Source organism: Cellulomonas edaphi (assembly GCF_030362815.1).
In the GTDB taxonomy this organism is placed as follows: domain Bacteria; phylum Actinomycetota; class Actinomycetes; order Actinomycetales; family Cellulomonadaceae; genus Cellulomonas; species Cellulomonas edaphi.
The window spans coordinates 98,140-114,838 of the sequence record NZ_JAUCGR010000002.1 but is presented as its reverse complement, the minus strand read 5'-3'; the positions used below and the strand labels follow the sequence as shown (position 1 = coordinate 114,838).

General features: G+C 73.6%; 17 protein-coding genes. 5 read left to right on the top strand and 12 right to left on the bottom strand.

Annotation, left to right across the window (positions count from 1 at the left end):
* Positions 1–44: 44 nt before the first annotated feature.
* The 7 genes from prcA to QRT05_RS06705 all read right to left on the bottom strand — a co-directional run bounded on the left by prcA (position 45) and on the right by QRT05_RS06705 (position 7,601).
* Positions 45–743 carry a proteasome subunit alpha gene (gene prcA, locus QRT05_RS06735; protein ID WP_289446268.1) on the bottom strand — a complete coding sequence of 233 codons (699 nt, stop codon included), beginning with the start codon at positions 741–743 and terminating at the stop codon, positions 45–47.
* Entirely contained in the window at positions 740–1,579 is an 840-nt protein-coding gene (gene prcB, locus QRT05_RS06730; protein ID WP_289446267.1) for a proteasome subunit beta, read from the bottom strand. The genes prcA and prcB overlap by 4 nt, the downstream gene beginning before the upstream one ends.
* A gap of 6 nt (positions 1,580–1,585) precedes the next feature.
* A complete protein-coding gene (locus tag QRT05_RS06725) occupies positions 1,586–1,780 on the bottom strand; it encodes a ubiquitin-like protein Pup (RefSeq protein ID WP_289446266.1) in 195 nt (64 codons plus the stop codon).
* Positions 1,781–1,880: 100 nt separating this feature from the next.
* Entirely contained in the window at positions 1,881–3,488 is a 1,608-nt protein-coding gene (gene dop, locus QRT05_RS06720; protein WP_289446265.1) for a depupylase/deamidase Dop, read from the bottom strand.
* 120 nt (positions 3,489–3,608) lie between these two features.
* Positions 3,609–5,240: a proteasome ATPase gene (gene arc, locus QRT05_RS06715; protein ID WP_289446264.1), complete on the bottom strand. Its 1,632-nt coding sequence runs from the start codon at positions 5,238–5,240 to the stop codon at positions 3,609–3,611.
* Positions 5,241–5,378: 138 nt separating this feature from the next.
* Complete coding sequence (locus QRT05_RS06710; protein WP_289446263.1) at positions 5,379–6,425, bottom strand: tRNA (adenine-N1)-methyltransferase; 1,047 nt, start codon at positions 6,423–6,425, stop codon at positions 5,379–5,381.
* Between the two features lie 45 nt (positions 6,426–6,470).
* Entirely contained in the window at positions 6,471–7,601 is a 1,131-nt protein-coding gene (locus QRT05_RS06705) for a site-2 protease family protein (protein WP_289446262.1), read from the bottom strand.
* Between the two features lie 127 nt (positions 7,602–7,728).
* Here QRT05_RS06705 and QRT05_RS06700 point away from each other — a divergent pair, with 127 nt between their 5' ends.
* Entirely contained in the window at positions 7,729–8,721 is a 993-nt protein-coding gene (locus QRT05_RS06700; RefSeq protein WP_407650313.1) for a RecB family exonuclease, read from the top strand.
* A 6-nt stretch (positions 8,722–8,727) separates the two neighbouring features.
* On the opposite strand, the gene QRT05_RS06695 is transcribed toward QRT05_RS06700, so the two are convergent.
* Positions 8,728–9,402: an HAD family hydrolase gene (locus QRT05_RS06695; protein ID WP_289446260.1), complete on the bottom strand. Its 675-nt coding sequence runs from the start codon at positions 9,400–9,402 to the stop codon at positions 8,728–8,730.
* A gap of 61 nt (positions 9,403–9,463) precedes the next feature.
* Between QRT05_RS06695 and QRT05_RS06690 the strand changes: the two genes are divergently transcribed.
* Complete coding sequence (locus QRT05_RS06690; RefSeq protein ID WP_289446258.1) at positions 9,464–10,318, top strand: PAC2 family protein; 855 nt, start codon at positions 9,464–9,466, stop codon at positions 10,316–10,318.
* Positions 10,319–10,355: 37 nt separating this feature from the next.
* Here QRT05_RS06690 and mshC read toward each other — a convergent pair whose 3' ends face one another.
* Entirely contained in the window at positions 10,356–11,609 is a 1,254-nt protein-coding gene (mshC, locus tag QRT05_RS06685) for a cysteine--1-D-myo-inosityl 2-amino-2-deoxy-alpha-D-glucopyranoside ligase (protein ID WP_289446256.1), read from the bottom strand.
* Positions 11,610–11,669: 60 nt separating this feature from the next.
* Between mshC and QRT05_RS06680 the strand changes: the two genes are divergently transcribed.
* Complete coding sequence (locus QRT05_RS06680) at positions 11,670–12,644, top strand: CorA family divalent cation transporter (protein WP_289446254.1); 975 nt, start codon at positions 11,670–11,672, stop codon at positions 12,642–12,644.
* 41 nt (positions 12,645–12,685) lie between these two features.
* Here QRT05_RS06680 and QRT05_RS06675 read toward each other — a convergent pair whose 3' ends face one another.
* Positions 12,686–13,567, bottom strand: coding sequence for an undecaprenyl-diphosphate phosphatase (locus QRT05_RS06675; protein ID WP_289446252.1), 882 nt, complete (start codon positions 13,565–13,567; stop codon positions 12,686–12,688).
* 90 nt (positions 13,568–13,657) lie between these two features.
* On the opposite strand from QRT05_RS06675, the gene QRT05_RS06670 reads away from it, so the two are divergent.
* Positions 13,658–14,620, top strand: coding sequence for an aldo/keto reductase (locus QRT05_RS06670; RefSeq protein ID WP_289446251.1), 963 nt, complete (start codon positions 13,658–13,660; stop codon positions 14,618–14,620).
* 7 nt (positions 14,621–14,627) lie between these two features.
* Here QRT05_RS06670 and QRT05_RS06665 read toward each other — a convergent pair whose 3' ends face one another.
* On the bottom strand, positions 14,628–14,936 hold the full coding sequence (locus tag QRT05_RS06665; protein ID WP_289446248.1) for a primosomal protein: 309 nt from the start codon (positions 14,934–14,936) through the stop codon (positions 14,628–14,630).
* Between the two features lie 78 nt (positions 14,937–15,014).
* Between QRT05_RS06665 and QRT05_RS06660 the strand changes: the two genes are divergently transcribed.
* Positions 15,015–15,260, top strand: a complete 246-nt coding sequence (locus QRT05_RS06660; protein WP_289446247.1) for a DUF5703 family protein — start codon at positions 15,015–15,017, stop codon at positions 15,258–15,260.
* A gap of 42 nt (positions 15,261–15,302) precedes the next feature.
* On the opposite strand, the gene QRT05_RS06655 is transcribed toward QRT05_RS06660, so the two are convergent.
* Positions 15,303–16,649 (bottom strand): M20/M25/M40 family metallo-hydrolase, encoded by a 1,347-nt coding sequence (locus QRT05_RS06655; RefSeq protein WP_289446245.1) that lies wholly within the window; start codon positions 16,647–16,649, stop codon positions 15,303–15,305.
* Between the last annotated feature and the right edge of the window lie 50 nt (positions 16,650–16,699).

Sequence of the window (16,699 nt, the reverse complement as noted above, 5' to 3'; positions counted from 1 at the left end):
CCCGGAGCGGTGGTGCCCTGCCGTCCCGGCCGCACGCCACCGGTTCACGCCTGCAGCAGGTCCTCCAGCAGCGGGCCGGACAGCCGCCGGAACGTGCGCCGCGGGCGCGTGCGGTCGAGCACCGCGACCTCCAGCTGCGCGGCCGGGATCTCGCGCTGCGTCCCGCCCTCGTCCGCCGGGGTGCCGAGCGCCGCCACGGCCAGGCCGAGCACCGCCGGCAGGGTCATCCCGGGGCTCCAGCCGGCGCTCACCACCGAGTCGAGGCGGTCGGCCTGGCCGCCCATCACCACCCATCCGTGCTCGTCGGTGACCGACCCGTCGTAGGCGAGCCGGTAGATCTGGTCTCCGTCGGGCACGTGGCCCACCTCGGCGACCACGAGCTCCACCTCGAGCGGCTTGGACTCGGTGGTGAACACCGTGCCGAGCGTCTGGGCGTAGGCGTTGGCGAGGCCTCGGGCCGTGACGTCGACGCGGTCGTAGGAGTAGCCCCGCAGGTCGGCGTACCGCACGCCCGCGACGCGCAGGTTCTCGAACTCGTTGTACTTCCCCACGGCGGCGAAGGCGATCCGGTCGTAAATCTCCGAGACCTTGTGCAGGGCGCGCGACGCGTTCTCGGTCGCGAACGCGATCCCGTCGTCGTACTGCAGCACCACCACCGAGCGGCCGCGCGCGATGCCCTTGCGCGCGTAGTCCGCCCGGTCCTTCATCAGCTGCTCGGGCGAGACGTAGAACGGCATGCTCATCGGGCACCCCCACGGTCCGTGTGCGTCACGCGGCGCCGCTCCTCCGAGGCTGCGGCCACACCCGCGAGCTCGTCCTGCGAGACGCGCAGGTAGCCCGCCTCGGTCACCGTGGCCACGACCGGCCAGATGCGCCGCGTGCTGTCCGGCCCGCCCGTGGCGGAGTCGTCGTCCGCCGCGTCAACGAGCGCCTCGACCGCCACCCGGACGGCCTCGGCGGCGTCCAGGCCCGGGCGCCACAGCTTCTTGAGCGAGCCGCGCGCGAACACGGATCCGGAGCCGACCGCGTGGTGGTCGTGCTCCTCGTAGCGGCCGCCGGTGACGTCGTAGGAGAAGATGCGGCCCGTGCGCCGGTCGAGGTCGAAGCCGCCGAACAGGGGCACCACGGCCAGACCCTGCATCGCGAGCCCGAGGTTGCCGCGGATCATCGTCGCGAGGCGGTTGGCCTTGCCGTCGAGCGAGAGCAGGCTCCCCTCGATCTTCTCGTAGTGCTCGAGCTCGAGCTGGAACAGCCGCACGAGCTCCACCGCCAGCCCGGCGGTGCCGGCGATCCCGACGGCGGAGTACTCGTCCGCCGGGAACACCTTCTCGATCTCGCGGCTCGCGATCATCGAGCCCATGGTGGCGCGCCGGTCGCCCGCCATGACGATGCCGCCGTCGAACGCGAGCGCGACGATCGTGGTGCCGTGCGGCGCCTGCACGTCGCCCACGGGCACCGGCCGGTTGCCGGGGAGCAGGGTGGGCGCGTGCGACGCGAGGAAGTCGACGAACGAGGACGAGCCCGGGGTGGTGAAGGCGTACGGGAGCCGCCCGGACGCCGTGGGGTCAGGATGCGTCATCGGCGCTCACTGACCGCCCTTCTGGACGAAGCCGCGCACGAACTGCTCAGCGTTCGACTCGAGCACGTCGTCGATCTCGTCGAGCAGGGCGTCCACCTCGGCGTCACGGGCCTGCGCCGCGGGCGCGACGGGCGTGGGGGTGGCGTCGTCGCCCGGCTCCTCGTCGTCCCGACGCGTGTGCACACGTTCCTGACCAGCCATCATGACCTCCTGATGTCGCCCACGGACCTGCTGGTCACCACCCTAGGCCCATCCGGCGACAGACCCGGGACGGGCGGCCCGTCGTGGACCGCGTGGACCGTCAGCCGCCCAATGCCGCCAGCAGGGTCGCGGCGTCGGGGCTCGCGGCCAGCAGGGCGCCGACGTGCGCGTGCGTGCCGCGCAGCGGGTCGCGCATGGGCACGCGCTGCAGGGTCGCGGCGCCGGGGACGTCGAACACCACCGAGTCCCAGGACGCGGCCGAGATCTCGGCGCCGTACCGGGCCACCGCCTCGCCGCGGAAGTACGCCCGCGTGTCCTGCGGCGGGTGCACCACGGCGTCGTCGACCTCCTGCGGCGTGACGAGCAGCTCGACCGCACCCGCGGCCACGAGCCGGTGGTAGAGCCCTCGCTCGGGCCGCAGGTCGGACCACTGCAGGTCGACCGCGGCCAGGCGGGGGTGGTCCCACGCGAGGTGGTCGCGGCGGCGCATGCCCTCCAGCAGGCGGAGCTTGGCCAGCCACTCGACCTCGCGTGCGCACGAGGCGGGGTCGACGGCCAGCCGGTCCAGGAGGGACTCCCAGCGGTCCAGCACGTCGCTCGTCTGGTCGTCGAGCGGGTCGCCGACGTGGGCGAGCGCGGACCGCACGGCGTCGAGGTAGGTGCGCTGGATCTCGAGCGCGGTCAGGTACCGGCCGTCGGCCAGCTCGAGCCTGGTGGTCAGGGTCAGGTCGTGGCTCACCAGGCGCGTCGCCTGCACGGGGTCGCGCAGCGTCAGCCGGTCGATGGCGCCGAGCGCTCCACCGGCACCGCCCTCGGCGACGGCCCGCTCGATGAGCCACAGCACCAGCGACGCGGTGCCTAGCCGCAGGTACGTGGCCACCTCGAGCATCGTCGCGTCGCCGACGATCACGTGCAGCCGGCGCCAGCGGGCCGGGTCGGCGTGCGGCTCGTCGCGCGTGTTGACCAGCGGGCGGCGCAGGGTGGTCTCCAGCCCGATCTCGGCCTCCACGTAGTCGGCCCGCTGGGAGAGCTGGAACCCCGCGTGCTCGCCGCGCTGCCCGAGGCCCACCCGGCCGGCGCCGGTGAACACCTGACGCGAGACGAAGAACGGGATGAGCCGTGCGGCGAGGTCGCCGAACGGCACGGCACGGTCCACGAGGTAGTTCTCGTGCGTGCCGTAGGTGGCGCCCTTGCCGTCCACGTTGTTCTTGTAGAGCGTGACGTCCGGCAGCGCGGGGCTCGACATCAGCGTGCGCACCGACGCGAGCATCACCTGCTCCCCCGCGCGGTCCCAGCGCACCGCGTCCAGCGGGTTGGTGACCTCCGGCGAGGAGTACTCCGGGTGCGCGTGGTCGACGTACAGACGGGCGCCGTTGGTGAGGATGACGTTGGCCGCGCCCGGGTCCTCGTACTCCTCGACGGCGGGCCGCTCGAGCTCCTGCGGACCGTCCCCGGAGGGTGCCGGCCTGTCCGGGTCGTCCGTCAGCAGGGACGGATGGGCGGCCGCGCGCTGCAGGCGGAAGCCGCGCGCGTCGTGCAGAGGGTCCTCGTCGTCGTAGTCCCACCGCGCCTTGGCGCGGGCGCCCTCCCGCGCCGCGGCGTGCACGGCCACGACGTGGCTCGACAGCAGCATGGGGTTCGCCATGGGCCGTCCGGGCTGGAGGATGCCGTACTCGGTCTCGATCCCCATCACGCGGCGCACGGTCACGCCTTCACCCTAGGCCGCACCGCGCACACGGCGGGCCGGGCGTCCGGTGGACGACCGGACGCCCGCCCGTGCGGTGCGTGAGCTCGCGGCAGAACCAGCGCTCCGCGCGCGCGAGCCCGGCTAGAGGTACTGCCCCGTGCTCGTCACGTTCTCGATGGTGCGGGAGCCCTCGGTGCCCTTCTTGCCCTGGACGATCGTGCGGATGAACACGATGCGCTCCCCCTTCTTGCCGGAGATGCGCGCCCAGTCGTCCGGGTTGGTGGTGTTGGGCAGGTCCTCGTTCTCCTTGAACTCGTCCACGCACGCGGTGAGCAGGTGCTCGACGCGGATCCCGCGCTGGCCGGTCGAGAGCAGGTCCTTGATCGCCGACTTCTTGGCCCGGTCCACGACGTTCTGGATCATCGCGCCGGAGTTGAAGTCCTTGAAGTACAGGATCTCCTTGTCGCCGCTGGCGTAGGTCACCTCGAGGAACCGGTTCTCCTCGCTCTCGGTGTACATCCGCTCGACGACGCGCGTCACCATCGCCTCGACCGCTGCCGCCGCCGAGCCGCCGTTCTCCGCCAGGTCGTCACCGTGGATGGGCAGGTCCGGGGTCAGGTACTTGCCGAAGATCTCGCGGGCGCCCTCGGCGTCGGGCCGCTCGATCTTGATCTTCACGTCGAGCCTGCCGGGACGAAGGATGGCCGGGTCGATCATGTCCTCGCGGTTCGAGGCACCGATGACGATGACGTTCTCGAGCCGCTCGACGCCGTCGATCTCGGCGAGCAGCTGGGGAACGATCGTCGTCTCGACATCGCTGGACACGCCCGTGCCGCGCGTGCGGAACAGCGACTCCATCTCGTCGAAGAACACCACCACGGGATGTCCCTGCGAGGCCTTCTCCCGTGCGCGGGCGAAGATCAGCCGGATGTGCCGCTCGGTCTCCCCTACGTACTTGTTGAGCAGCTCAGGTCCCTTGACGTTGAGGAAGAAGCTGCGGACGTCCGCCGTGTCGTCCCCGCGCGCCACGGCGGCCGTCGCGGCCAGCGAGTGCGCGACGGCCTTGGCGATGAGCGTCTTGCCGCACCCGGGAGGGCCGTACAGGAGCACGCCCTTGGGCGGCTTGAGGCCGTGCTCGCGGAACAGCTCCGGGTGCAGGAACGGCAGCTCGACCGCGTCGCGGATCGCCTCGATCTGCGGGCCCAGACCGCCGATGTCCTCGTACTGGATGTCCGGCACCTCTTCGAGCACCAGGTCCTCGACCTCGGCGCGCGGGATCACCTCGAACACGAAGCCGCTGCGCGAGTCGATGGTCAGCGCGTCGCCGACGCGGGCGGCGCCGTCACGCACCTGCCCGGCGAACCGGACCACGCGCTCCTCGTCGCCGCGGCCCACCACGAGCGCACGCTCGTCGTCCAGCATCTCCTTGATGGTGACGATCTCGCCGACCTTCTCGTAGCCGCCGGCCTCCACCACCGTCAGGGCCTCGTTGAGCATGACCTCCTGGCCGGGGCGCAGGCGGTCGACGTCGAGGGTCGGGCTCGCGCCGACGTGCATCTTGCGACCCGCCGAGACGATGTCGACCGACCCGTCCGGTCGCGAGGCGAGGAAGGTGGCGTAGGTGCCGGGGGGCTTGGCGAGGTCGTCGACCTGGCGCTTGAGCTCGATGATCTGCTCGCGTGCGGCCACCAGCGCGTCGCTGAGTCGCTCGTTCTTGGCAGCGAGCACCGCGAGCTCGCGCTGAAGCTCTCGTCCGGGCGTGGGTTCGGTCATGGTCGGCCTCCGTCCCGTCGAGGCGGCCAGAGCCGCCGACATGCAGGTCTTGCACCCTAACCATGCAAGTCAAACACGGGACCGGTGGCGCACCGACTTGTGTCCGGACCGTGACGCGACGGTGGCCGCGACGGGCGCTCAGAGCTCGGGACGAGCCTCGATGTCCCGACGGACCTTGCGGATCTTCTTGTCCGAGACCTCGCGCTCGCCGAGCGCCTCGGAGGTCCACAGCTCGGCGTCGTCCACCGGGCCGCCCTCGGGCACCACGGGGTAGGCGCCCTTGGCGGGGCGACGGCGACGCAGCGGGGCGTCGACGCCGTCCGCGAGCCGGCGCGTGGTGAGCAGGAAGCCGGTGTGCCCGATCATCCGGTGCTGGGGGCGCACGGCGAGACCCTCGAGGTGCCATCCGCGCACCATGGACTCCCATGCCTGCGGCTCGGTGTACCGGCCGTCGGCCCGCACGTCCTCCGCGAGCCGGGACAGCTGCGTCGTGGTCGCGACGTAGCAGATCAGCACGCCTCCCGGCGCGAGCGCCTGCGCGACGGGGTCCACGTTCTCCCATGGGGCGAGCATGTCGAGCACCACGCGGTCGACGCTGCCGGGCTCGGCCACGGTGGGCAGCACGTCGGCGAGGTCGCCGACGGAGAGCTCCCACGCGGGGTGCTTCCCGCCGAAGAAGCCCTCGACGTTGCCCTTGGCGATCGCGGCGAAGTCCTCGCGGCGCTCGATGGAGTGCACCGAGCCCCCGTCGCCCACCGCCCGCAGCAGCGACATGGTCAGCGCGCCCGAGCCGACGCCCGCCTCGATCACGCGTGCGCCGGGGTAGATGTCCGCCATCGCGACGATCTGGCCGGCGTCCTTGGGGTAGACGACGGCGGCGCCGCGAGGCATCGACAGGACGTAGTCGGCCAGGAGCGGGCGCAGCGCGAGGAACTCGGTGCCGCCGCTGTTGCGCACGACCGTCCCCTCGGGTGCGCCGATGAGGTCGTCGTGACGGAAGAAGCCGCGGTGCGTGTGGAAGCTCTCGCCTTCGGCCAGCGTGATGGTGTGCAGGCGTCCGCGCGGGTCGGTCAGCTGCACCCGGTCACCCACGCGCAGCAGGCCGCGGCGCTGGGCGGCGCCGGTGGGCGCTCCGGCCGGCTCTGCGGCGGCTCCGGCGGCGGTGGGGGTCTCGTCGAGGGTCACGGGCGACGAGTCTAGGTCCCGCGCACCGGCCGCGGTCCGCGTGCGTCAGGCCCGGATGGCCGCGACGACGTCCGTGGCGCGGATGAGCCCGACCACGCGCCCGTCGGTCATGGCCACGACGATCGGCGACAGGCGCGTCGCGTCGCTCAGCGCGGCGATCAGGCCGGAGCCCGTGAGCCGCCCGTCGACGACCGCGCCGACGGGCAGCGTGATCGCCACGGTGGTCAGCGGCGTCGTGCCCGCGACCTCCGCGGGGACCGCCGCCGCCGCGGTGCGGTCGACGTAGGCCGCGGGCCGTCCCTCGGGTGACAGCAGCACCACCTCGTGCGCACCCACGGCCGCCGCGGTGGCGCCCGCGTGCGCCACCGAGTCCGTGTACGGCACGCCCACCGCGGGGCTGGCCACGGCCTCGACGGTGAGCGCGCTCACCGCACGCTGCGTCCGGCCGTGCCGCACCGACGCCGTCGCGCCAGCCCAGAGGAACGCGGCGATGAAGGACGTCCAGACGACGCTCACGAGGTTCGGCTGGACGCCCTGCGCCAGCGGCCACACGAGCGCCCACGCGAACAGCAGCACCGCCACGGCCCGCCCCGTCCAGCCCGCGGCCACGGTCCCCGTGGACCTGTTCTTGGTGACAGCCCACACGAGCGCCTCGAGCACCCGGCCGCCGTCCAGCGGCAGCCCGGGGATGAGGTTGAACACCGCCACGAAGCCGTTCGAGATGGCGCCGGAGTAGAGCAGCAGGCCCGCCACCGACTGCTCGTCGACCGCCTGGGCCGCCGCCAGGAAGCCGGCAGCGAGCACCAGGTTGGCCAGGGGCCCCACGGCGGCCACGAGCGCGCTCGTCGCCGGGGTGGGCGCCGCGCCGCCGAACGACGTGTGGCCGCCCCACAGCGTCAGGACGAACTCGTGCGGCTGCTGGCCGCGCGCCCTGGCCACCAGACCGTGCGCGAGCTCGTGCACCAGCACGGACGCGAAGAGGAGCACCACGAAGCCGAGCGCGACGACGTAGACGAAGGGGCCCACGTCGGAGCGGGCCCGCACGCTGGGCGCGAAGATGAGCGTGAGGACCACCGCCGCCAGGAGCCAGCTGGGCGCCAGGATCACGGGAGCGCCCGCGACGCGCCCGAGGACCCAGCCGCGCGTGCGCGTGGGGGTGGGGCGCGGGGAGGTCATCGGCACAGCGTAGGTGGCCCGGCCGGACGGCGGCGCCGGCGGCCGCGTGGGTGCCGCCGGGCTGCCCGCGGGGCCGGCGGGCGGGCCGGCGCGGCGGTGTGGGTGGGCGCGCCTAGTGTTGCCTCCCGTGAGCGAGCTGCACGGTCAGGGGGACGTCAGGTCCGGCGAGAGTGTCGGGTCCGACGAGCGCGCGCCCGAGGGCACCGACGCCGACTCAGTTGTGGACGAGGTGGTCGAGGAGTCGGTCGACGACGCACTCGCCGCGGCCGCTCCCGAGTCCGCTCGCCCCGCGTCCCGTCCCGGCCTGTCCCCCTCGCGCGCCAACGACTTCCTGCAGTGCCCCCAGATGTTCCGGTTCCGGGTCATCGACCGCTTGCCCGAGCCTCCGAGCCCGGCGGCCGCGCGCGGGACCCTGGTGCACTCGGTGCTGGAGCGTCTGTTCGACCTGCCCGCGCCGGAGCGCACGCTCCAGGCGGCGCAGCAGCTGGTGCCTCCGCAGTGGGACGAGCTGCGGGAGCGGGCCCCGGAGGTGGCCGAGATGTTCCCCGACGGCGCAGCCCTCGACGAGTGGCTCTCCAGCGCGCGGGCCCTGCTCGGCACGTACTTCACGCTCGAGGACCCCACGCGCCTGGAGCCGCGCGAGCGGGAGCTGGCGGTCTCGACCGAGCTCGAGGACGGGCCGCAGCTGCGCGGCATCGTCGACCGCGTGGACGTCGCGCCCAACGGGTGGGTCCGGGTGGTCGACTACAAGACCGGGCGTTCGCCCCGGGCCGGCTTCGAGAGCTCGGCGCTGTTCCAGATGCGGTTCTACGCGTTCGTCATCTGGAAGACGCGCGGGGTGCTGCCGCGGCGCCTGCAGCTGGAGTACCTCGGCGACGGCGTCGTGCTGCAGCACGATCCGACGGAGGCCGAGATGGCGACGTTCGAGGCGCGCATCCGCTCGATCTGGGGCGGCATCCAGGACACCGCGCGCAGCGGCGAATGGCGTCCGCGCCCGTCCAAGCTGTGCGACTGGTGCTCGTTCAAGGCGCTGTGCCCCGCGTTCGGCGGCACACCCCCGGCCATCCCCGAGGGGGCGGTCGAGCGCGCGACCGGCGTGCAGATGACCCAGGTCGCCTGACGGGCGTCAGCTCCGCACGGCCTCGCCCAGGGCGATCCGGCAGAGGGCCTCGACGGTGAGCGCGCCGAGGTCCGGCACGCGCACGAGGCCGGGTCGAGGCTCGACGGGCTGGAACACCTCGACGCCCACCGTCCGCGCGCCCGAGGCGAGCGCGGAGGTGATGCCGGCCCGGGAGTCCTCCACGGCGACGCACCGCTCGATGGGCACTCCCAGCAGCTCCGCGGCCGTGAGGTAGGGCTCGGGGTCGGGCTTCGCCCGGGTCACCGTGTCGCCGCTCACGATCACGTCGAAGCACCCCGCGGCCGCGGCGAACGGCTCGGACAGCATCCGGTACGACGACGTCACCAGCGCCATCGGGACGCCGGCCGCGACCAGGGAGTCGAGCAGCTCGCGCGCGCCGGGCTGCCATGGCGTGCTCGCCGCGACGCCGGCGGCCACGCGCTGGTTGAGGTAGTCGACGATCTCCGGGAGGGGCAGGTCGACGCCGCGGTCACGCAGCGTCCGGGCCGAGACCGTCATGGGGTTGCCCACCAGGCCCAGCCCGTCCTCGTGCGTCCACACCCCGCCGTGCGAGGCGACCAGCTCGGTCTCCGCGGCGATCCACAGCGGCTCGGTGTTGATCAGCGTGCCGTCCATGTCCCACAGGACGGCAGCGGGAAGCGCGGGAGTCGAGGGGAGCATCTGGTCATCCTACGAGTCGCGCCACCACGTCCCCGCCGGACCTGCGGCCTAGGCTGGCCCGATGAGTGAGCGTACGGGCGGTGACCTGCCTGCCGACGAGACCGTCCTGCTGGCCGCCTTCGAAGGCTGGAACGACGCCGGGTCGGCGGCGACCCAGGCCCTGGAGCACCTGCACGACGTGTGGGCCGCGGACCAGGTCGACGAGCTGGACCCGGAGGAGTACCACGACTTCCAGGTGAACCGGCCCCAGGTGGGACCCGGCCCCGACGGCAAGCGGGGCATCACCTGGCCCACCACGGCGATCGCCGTCGCCACGACGCCCCGCGGCCGTACCGTCGTGCTGGTGCACGGCATCGAGCCGTCCATGCGGTGGCGGCACTACTGCGACGAGGTGCTCGGCATCGCGGCGAGCCTCGGCGTGCGGACCGTGGTCACGGTCGGCGCGCTGCTCGCAGACGTGCCGCACACGCGCCCCATCCCGGTGACGTCCACGAGCGAGGACCCGGAGCTGCGCGAGGCGCTCGGCCTCGAGCCGAACTCGTACGAGGGGCCCACCGGGATCGTCGGCGTGCTGCAGCACGAGGCCGCCCACCGCGGTCTGAACGCGATGTCGCTGTGGGCCGCCGTCCCGCACTACGTCGCGCACCCGCCGTCGCCGAAGGCGACCCTCGCGGTGCTGCGCAGGCTCGAGCAGCTGCTCGGGGAGCCCGTGCCGCTCGGCGAGCTCGTCGACGACGCCGCCGCGTGGCAGGCCGGCGTCGACGAGCTGGCCGGCGAGGACTCGGAGATCGCCGAGTACGTGCACCAGCTCGAGGAGGCGAAGGACACGGCGGACCTGCCCGAGGCCAGCGGCGAGGCGATCGCGCAGGAGTTCGAGCGGTACCTGCGCCGGCGCGATCCCGGTCTGGGCGGCTGAGCGATCCGGATGCCCGGCAGCGGGTCGGGCGGCTGGGCTAGATCCTGATGCCCAGCAGCGCGTCGATCATGCGCGCGACGACGCCGGGCGCCCCCTCCACCGGCTCAGCGGTGCCGGCGAGGCTGAGGTCGGCCCAGGCGTCCACGAGCACCAGCGCGGCTGGGGTGTCGAGGTCGTCGGCGACGGCGGCGCGTACCGCCGCGAGCAGCCGGTCGGGGTCCGGACCGCCGTTGCCGGACACCGCCGCCCGCCAGCGTTCGAGCCGCGCCACTGCCGCGTCCAGCCCGGCCTGGGTCCAGTCCCAGTCGTCCCGGTACCGGTGCGCCAGGATGGCCAGCCGGATGGCCATCGGGTCGACGCCCTGCGCCCGGAGCGCCGAGACGAGCACCAGGTTCCCCCGGGACTTGCTCATCTTCTCGCCCTCGAGGCCCACCATGCCCGCGTGCAGGTGCACGCGCGCGCCGCGACCCGAGTCGAGCAGCCGCGCGTGCGACGTGCTCATCTCGTGGTGGGGGAAGGCGAGGTCGGAGCCGCCCCCCTCGACGTCGAACGGCAGACCCAGGGCGTCGCGAGCGATCACCGCGCACTCGACGTGCCAGCCAGGCCGACCCGTCCCGAGCGAGCCACCGTCCCAGGCGGGCTCGCCCGCGCGCTCACGTCGCCACAGCAGCGGGTCCAGCGGGTCGCGCTTGCCGGGGCGGTCCGGGTCGCCCCCGCGCTCGGCGAACAGCGCCAGCATCTCGTCGCGTGCCAGGCCGGCGACCGCACCGAAGTCCGCGTCGGCCGACAGGTCGGCGTACACGTCGCCGAGCCCGTCCGTGGCCTCGGGCGTCGGGACGCGGTAGGCCGCGCCGGCGGCCAGCAGCTTCTCCACGGCCGCGACCACGGCGGGGATCGACTCGACGACGCCGCTCCACACGTCGGGCGGGATGACGCCGAGCGCGGTCATGTCCTGCGCGTAGAGCGCCGTCTGGTCGGCGGCGAGCTCGCGCCAGTCCACTCCCGTGGCGGCGGCCCTCTCGAGCAGCGGGTCGTCCACGTCGGTGACGTTGGACGCGTACCGCACGCTGTGTCCCGCGTCGCGCCAGGCCCGGCCGAGCACGTCGAACGCGACGTACGTCGCGGCATGGCCCATGTGCGTCGCGTCGTACGGGGTGATGCCGCAGACGTAGAGCGTCGCCTCGGGGCCCGCCGCGGCCACCACGAGCTCGTCGGAGGACGTGTCGCGGACCCGGACCGGATCGCCACGACCGGGGAGCGACGGGACATGCGGCGTGGGCCAGGTGAGCACTGCGGAAGCCTAACCGTGCTGGAGCCGCGCGACGCCCGCCAGGGGTCCATGATTCACACCGTGGGACAAGAGACGCAGTACAGCCCGAGCGGCGACACGTGGGCCGAGGGCGGCGGCAAGCCGCTCTGGGTCGTCGTCGCACCCGACGACCTCGCGGACGCCGCGCGACGCCACGGCGTGAGCGACCAGGCGCTGCGACTGCTGGAGCACCACGTGCCCGGCACCGCACGCAGCCTGGGCGAGCGTCCGCTGCGCGGCCACGTCGACCGGTCGGCCGACGACGAGCTGATCCTGTCCGCGCCGACCCTGTCGTACGTCGAGGCGACGCGCGACGTCCACACGGGGTCCCTGACCTGCATCGTGTGCAAGGACGTCGTGATCAGCGCCGAGCTGGGCGAGTCCGGGATCCTGGCCGCGGCCGCCGAGAAGCTGGCGAGCGGCGTGCCGATGCCCGACGACGGGGTGCGGGAGGTGCTCGCGGCGATCATGCTCACGCTGGTCCGCACCGCCGGCGACGTCGAGGCGTCCCTGGGCGACGCCGTCGCGGCGACCGAGGGCGAGGTGTTCACCACCGGGCGGGTGGTGAACGACCCCCTGCAGCGCATCTACGACCTCAAGCGCGAGATCGCCGAGGCGAGGCGGGCGCTGGCGCCGATCGGCTCCGTGGTGCCGATGCTCGCGGCCGAGTCCGAGGGGCCGCGCGGACGCAAGCGCGACGACCACCCCTGGTTGCGCCAGGCGCAGACGATGGTCGACCGGCTGGACCGGCACCTAGACGCGCACGACCAGCTGCTCGACGCGATGCTCTCGGTGCACCTGAGCCAGGTGTCGGTGCGCCAGAACGAGGACATGCGCAAGATCTCGGCCTGGGCCGCCATCGCCGCCGCCCCGACGCTCATCGCAGGCGTGTACGGCATGAACTTCCGCCACATGCCCGAGCTCGACTGGACCTACGGCTACCCCTTGGTGATGGGAGCCATGGTCGCCGTCTGCGGGCTGCTGTACGTGCAGTTCCGCCGGTCGGGCTGGCTGTAGGTCGTCGCGAGCTACGTCGTCGGGAGCTACGTCGTCGGGAGCTACGTCGTCGCGGGGGTCGCGTCGAGCGTGCCCGTGAGCAGCAGGATCACGACGAGCGCGGCGAGGCCCAGCCGGTACCAGACGAACGGCTTGTAGCTGAAGGTCGAGACGATCTTCAGGAACACGATGATGACGAGGTAGCCGACGACGAAGGCCACGAGCGTGGCGACGAGCGTCGGGGCGAGCCCCGGAGTGCCCGCCGTGCCGAAGTCGCCCGCGCTCTTGGCCAGCTGGAACAGCCCCGAGCCGAACACCGCGGGCAGGGCCAGCAGGAACGAGTACCGGGCCGCAGCCTCGCGGGTGTAGCCCATGAGCAGACCACCCGTGATGGTGCCGCCCGAGCGCGAGACGCCCGGCACCAGGGCGAGGGCCTGCCAGAAGCCGAACTGCACGGCGTCGCGCCCCGTCAGCTCCTCGAGCGGCCGCGCCTTGGCGCCCACCTTGTCCGCCCACCCGAGCACGAGCGCGAAACCTGCGAGCGTGAGGGCGACCAGCCACAGGTTGCGGAACGTGTTCTCGATCGAGTCCTGGAACGCGAGACCGAGCACGACGATGGGCAGCGACCCGAGCGCGATGAACCAGGCCATGAGCGCGTCGTGGTCGGCGGGCGCACCCGGCGGCCTGCCCACGCGCGAGCGCCAGTCGGTGCCGTACCTGCCACGCAGGGCCTGCCACCACGCCGTGAGGATGCGCGCGAGGTCGCGCCGGAAGTAGAGCAGCACGGCGGTCTCGGTGCCGAGCTGCGTGATCGCCGTGAAGGCCGCGCCCGGGTCGGAGCCGATCAGGTCTCCGACGATGCGCAGGTGCGCGCTCGACGACACGGGCAGGAACTCGGTCAGTCCCTGCACGAGTCCCAGGAGGATCGCTTCGCCTATGCCCATGCCCGTCACGAGCGGTCACACTAGCTCGACGCGCCGCCTCGCCGGGGCAGGCGCCCCCGCGGGCCGACGGCCCGTCTAGGGTTGCGCGTCATGGAGCAGCGCCACCTCGGACGTACCGGCCTGCGCGTCTCGCGCCTGGGCCTCGGCACCATGACGTGGAGCCGCGACACCGACGAGCACGAGGCCACCGAGCAGCTGCGCGACTTCGTCGACGCCGGTGGCACGCTCGTGGACACGTCGGCCTCGTACGCCGACGGCGGCGCCGAGGAGCTTCTCGGCTCGTTGCTCGCCGGCACGGTCGACCGCCACGATGTGGTGCTGTGCACCAAGGCCGGCGTGCGGCGCACCGCCACGGGCGCGGTGGTCGACGGCTCGCGCGGGGCGCTCCTGGCGTCCCTGGACGCCTCCCTCTCGCGCCTGGGCACCGACCACGTCGATCTGTTCCTCGTCCAGACCCCCGACCCGCGCACGCCGCTCGAGGAGACCGTGTCGGCGTTGCGCCTGGCCGTGAGCACCGGGCGCGCGCGGTACGTCGGGCTCGCCAACCACGCCGGCTGGCAGGTCGCGCGCGCCGCGACCCTGCTCGAGCACGACCCGGGCCTGGCGGCCGTGCAGGCCGAGTACTCGCTGCTGCAGCGCGGCATCGAGCGCGAGGTGCTGCCGGCCGCGGCCGCGCTCGGGGCGGGCGTGCTGGCCTGGTCGCCGCTGGGTCGCGGCGTCCTGACGGGCAAGTACCGGCGCACCATCCCCGCCGACTCGCGCGCGGCGTCGCCGCACCTGGCCGGCTTCGTCGAGCCGTACCTCGCGCACACCAGCGCCTCGGTGGTCGAGGCCGTCGCCACGGCGGCGACCGGTCTGGACCGCGCCCCCCTCGAGGTCGCCCTGGCGTGGCTCGCGGACCGCCCCGGGATCGGCGCCGCGATCGTCGGAGCCCGCACCGCCGACCAGCTGCGCGGGTCGCTCGCGGCGACGGACCTGGTCCTGCCGCAGGAGCTGCGCTTCGCGCTCGACGAGGTCAGCGCCCCCGTGCTGGGCTACCCCGAGCGCTTCTGAGGCGCCGTCAGGAGGAGCGCGCCTCGCCGGCGAGGTCCTCGACGTCGGCGCCGTCCCCGTACGAGTCGTCGCCCTCCGGGCCCCACTCGTCGTCCTCGTCGTCCTCGTCGTCGTCCTCCTCGGCGAGGTAGAACGGGAGGGCCTCGCCGTGCGCGGTCCCGAGCGCCTCGTCGTACACCTCGAACGCGTCCGCGAGGATGTCGTAGGCGTCGTCGACGGCCGGGTCGTCCTCCGACTGCCGCCCGGCGACGGCGTTGTAGTGGGCCTCCAAGGAAGCGATCAGGCGGTCCAGCGCGGCACGCGGGTCGACGGTCATGCCATGACGGTAGCGCCGCACGAGGCACAATGGCAGCGCGATAGGTCGAACGGCGCCGGCAACAGGACGGGGTGACGGATGGCAATCGGTCAGACGGGGACGAAGCGCAGGGACTGGGTGGCGGCCGGGGGGCAGTTCGAGTACCGGGTGCTCACCATCCCGCGCTCCACCAGCCGGGCGGACGCGCGCAGGATGCTCACCGAGCAGGCCGAGTACGGCCGCTGGGAGCTCGCCCGCTCGGTGATCTACGTCGGGGGCGAGCGCAAGGTGTGGCTGCGCCGCAAGACGCTGCGGGTGCGCAGCACGCTCGCCGAGACCAGCTGACTCCGCGAGCCGAGACCAGCTGACGCCGCGGGTCGCGGCGTCTCAGCAGTCGGCGAGCAGCCGGTCCAGCACGCGCGTGCCGAAACGCAGGGAGTCGGTGGGCACCCGCTCGTCGACCCCGTGGAACATGCCCGCGAAGTCGAGCTCCGGGGTGAGCCGCAGCGGGACGAACCCGTACCCCGTGATGCCCAGGCGCGACAGCGACTTGTTGTCCGTCCCGCCGGAGAGCGTGTACGGCAGCACGCGCGCGTCCGGGTCCTCGGCGAGCAGCGCGTCGACCATCGCGTCGACGAGGGCCCCGCCCGTCGGGGCCTCGAGCGCGACGTCGTGGTGGATCCGCTCGATGCTCACGTGCGGGCCGGCCAGCTCGGTCACCGTGCGCACGAACTCCTCCTCGTGGCCAGGCAGGAACCGGCCGTCGATGGTCCCCTCCGCGTGCCCGGGGATGACGTTGGCCTTGTACCCCGCCGTGAGCTGGCTGGGGTTGGACGTGTGGCGCAGGGTCGCGCCGACGAACCGGGACGCGGGGCCGAGCGCGGCGACGAGCCGGTCGACGCCCTCGGGGTCGTGCTCGTCGAAGGGCAGGCCCGTCAGGTCGGCGACGCCCTCGAGCAGCGCCCGGACCGTCGGCGTGAGCAGCAGCGGCCACGGGTGCCGCCCGATGCGCGCGACCGCCTCGGCGAGGTGCGTCACGGCGTTGTCCGGCGTGACCTGGCTGCCGTGCCCGGCCCGGCCCCGCGCGACGAGGCGCATCCAGGACAGGCCCTTCTCCGCCGTCTGCAGCAGGTACGCGCGCGTGCCGTCCACGTCGACCGAGAAGCCACCGACCTCGCTGATGGCCTCGGTCGCACCCTCGAACAGGTCGGGGCGGTGGTCGACGGCGTACCGCGCGCCGTAGGTCCCGCCGGCTTCCTCGTCGGCGAAAAGCGCGACCACGACGTCGCGCGCGGGCCGGCGACCCTCGCGCGCCATCTGGCGCACGACCGCCAGGATCATGGCGTCCATGTCCTTCATGTCGACGGCCCCGCGACCCCAGATCAGGCCGTCGCGCTCCTCGGCGCCGAACGGGTCGACGCTCCAGTCGTCCGCGCGCGCGGGGACGACGTCCAGGTGACCGTGCAGGACCAGGGCGGGCCGGGACGAGTCCTGGCCCGGGAGGCGGACCACCACGTTGGCGCGGCCGGGCGCACTCTCGAAGAGCTCGGGATCCAGGCCGACCTCGGTGAGCAGGCCCATGACGTGCTCGGCAGCCGCGCGCTCCCCCGGCCCCTCGTTGTCGCCGTAGTTCGAGGTGTCGAACCGGATCAGGTCCCGGCAGATGTCGACGACCTCGTCGGCGGCGACGGGGTGACCGGCGACAGGGACGGGGGCGGGGTTCGCGACGGGCATGGGCTCACGCTACCGGCCGGGCCGCCCGGACCCCGGGGACGGCCGGCGCC